Source organism: Rhizobium grahamii CCGE 502 (genome assembly GCF_000298315.2).
Taxonomy (GTDB): Bacteria; Pseudomonadota; Alphaproteobacteria; order Rhizobiales; family Rhizobiaceae; genus Rhizobium; species Rhizobium grahamii.
This window is the reverse complement of the sequence record NZ_AEYE02000069.1, coordinates 1-429: the sequence shown is the minus strand read 5'-3', so window position 1 is coordinate 429 and position 429 is coordinate 1. Positions and strand designations below refer to the sequence as shown.

Annotated in this window: 1 protein-coding gene; it reads left to right on the top strand. The window is 64.6% G+C overall.

The window, feature by feature from the left end; all coding sequences use genetic code 11:
• The coding region (locus RGCCGE502_RS34415; RefSeq protein WP_016558853.1) for a VCBS domain-containing protein at window positions 1-429 on the top strand (429 nt) is incomplete at both ends.

The following is a 429-nucleotide window of genomic DNA, read 5'->3' as shown; positions in this document are numbered from 1 at the left end:
GCGCCTGTGATCAGCATCCCCGCTGGCGAGACGACGTCGACGACCATTCCTGGCTTCGTCGGCCAGGAAGCCGTCACCCGCAGCCTGTCGGAGACGGATGCCGCCTTGACGACGCAGGGCGACCTGAAGGTTCACGACGCCGATATGACCGACGTCGTCACTGCCAAGGTCCTGTCGGTTACCGGCGGCGGCGCTGGCTACAATCCGGCCGCGGCCGGCGCGATAGACTTCCTGCACCTGTCGACCAACCCCGTCGTCAACGGCAATTCGGATGGCACGTTGCACTGGACCTTCAGTTCCGGCAGCCAGACCTTCGACTTCCTGCCGGCTGGCTGGCAGACACGCCTCGACTACACGGTCGAGGTGACCGACAGCAACGGCGCCAAGGACACGCAGGTCATCAGCATCCTGATCACCGGCACCAATGAT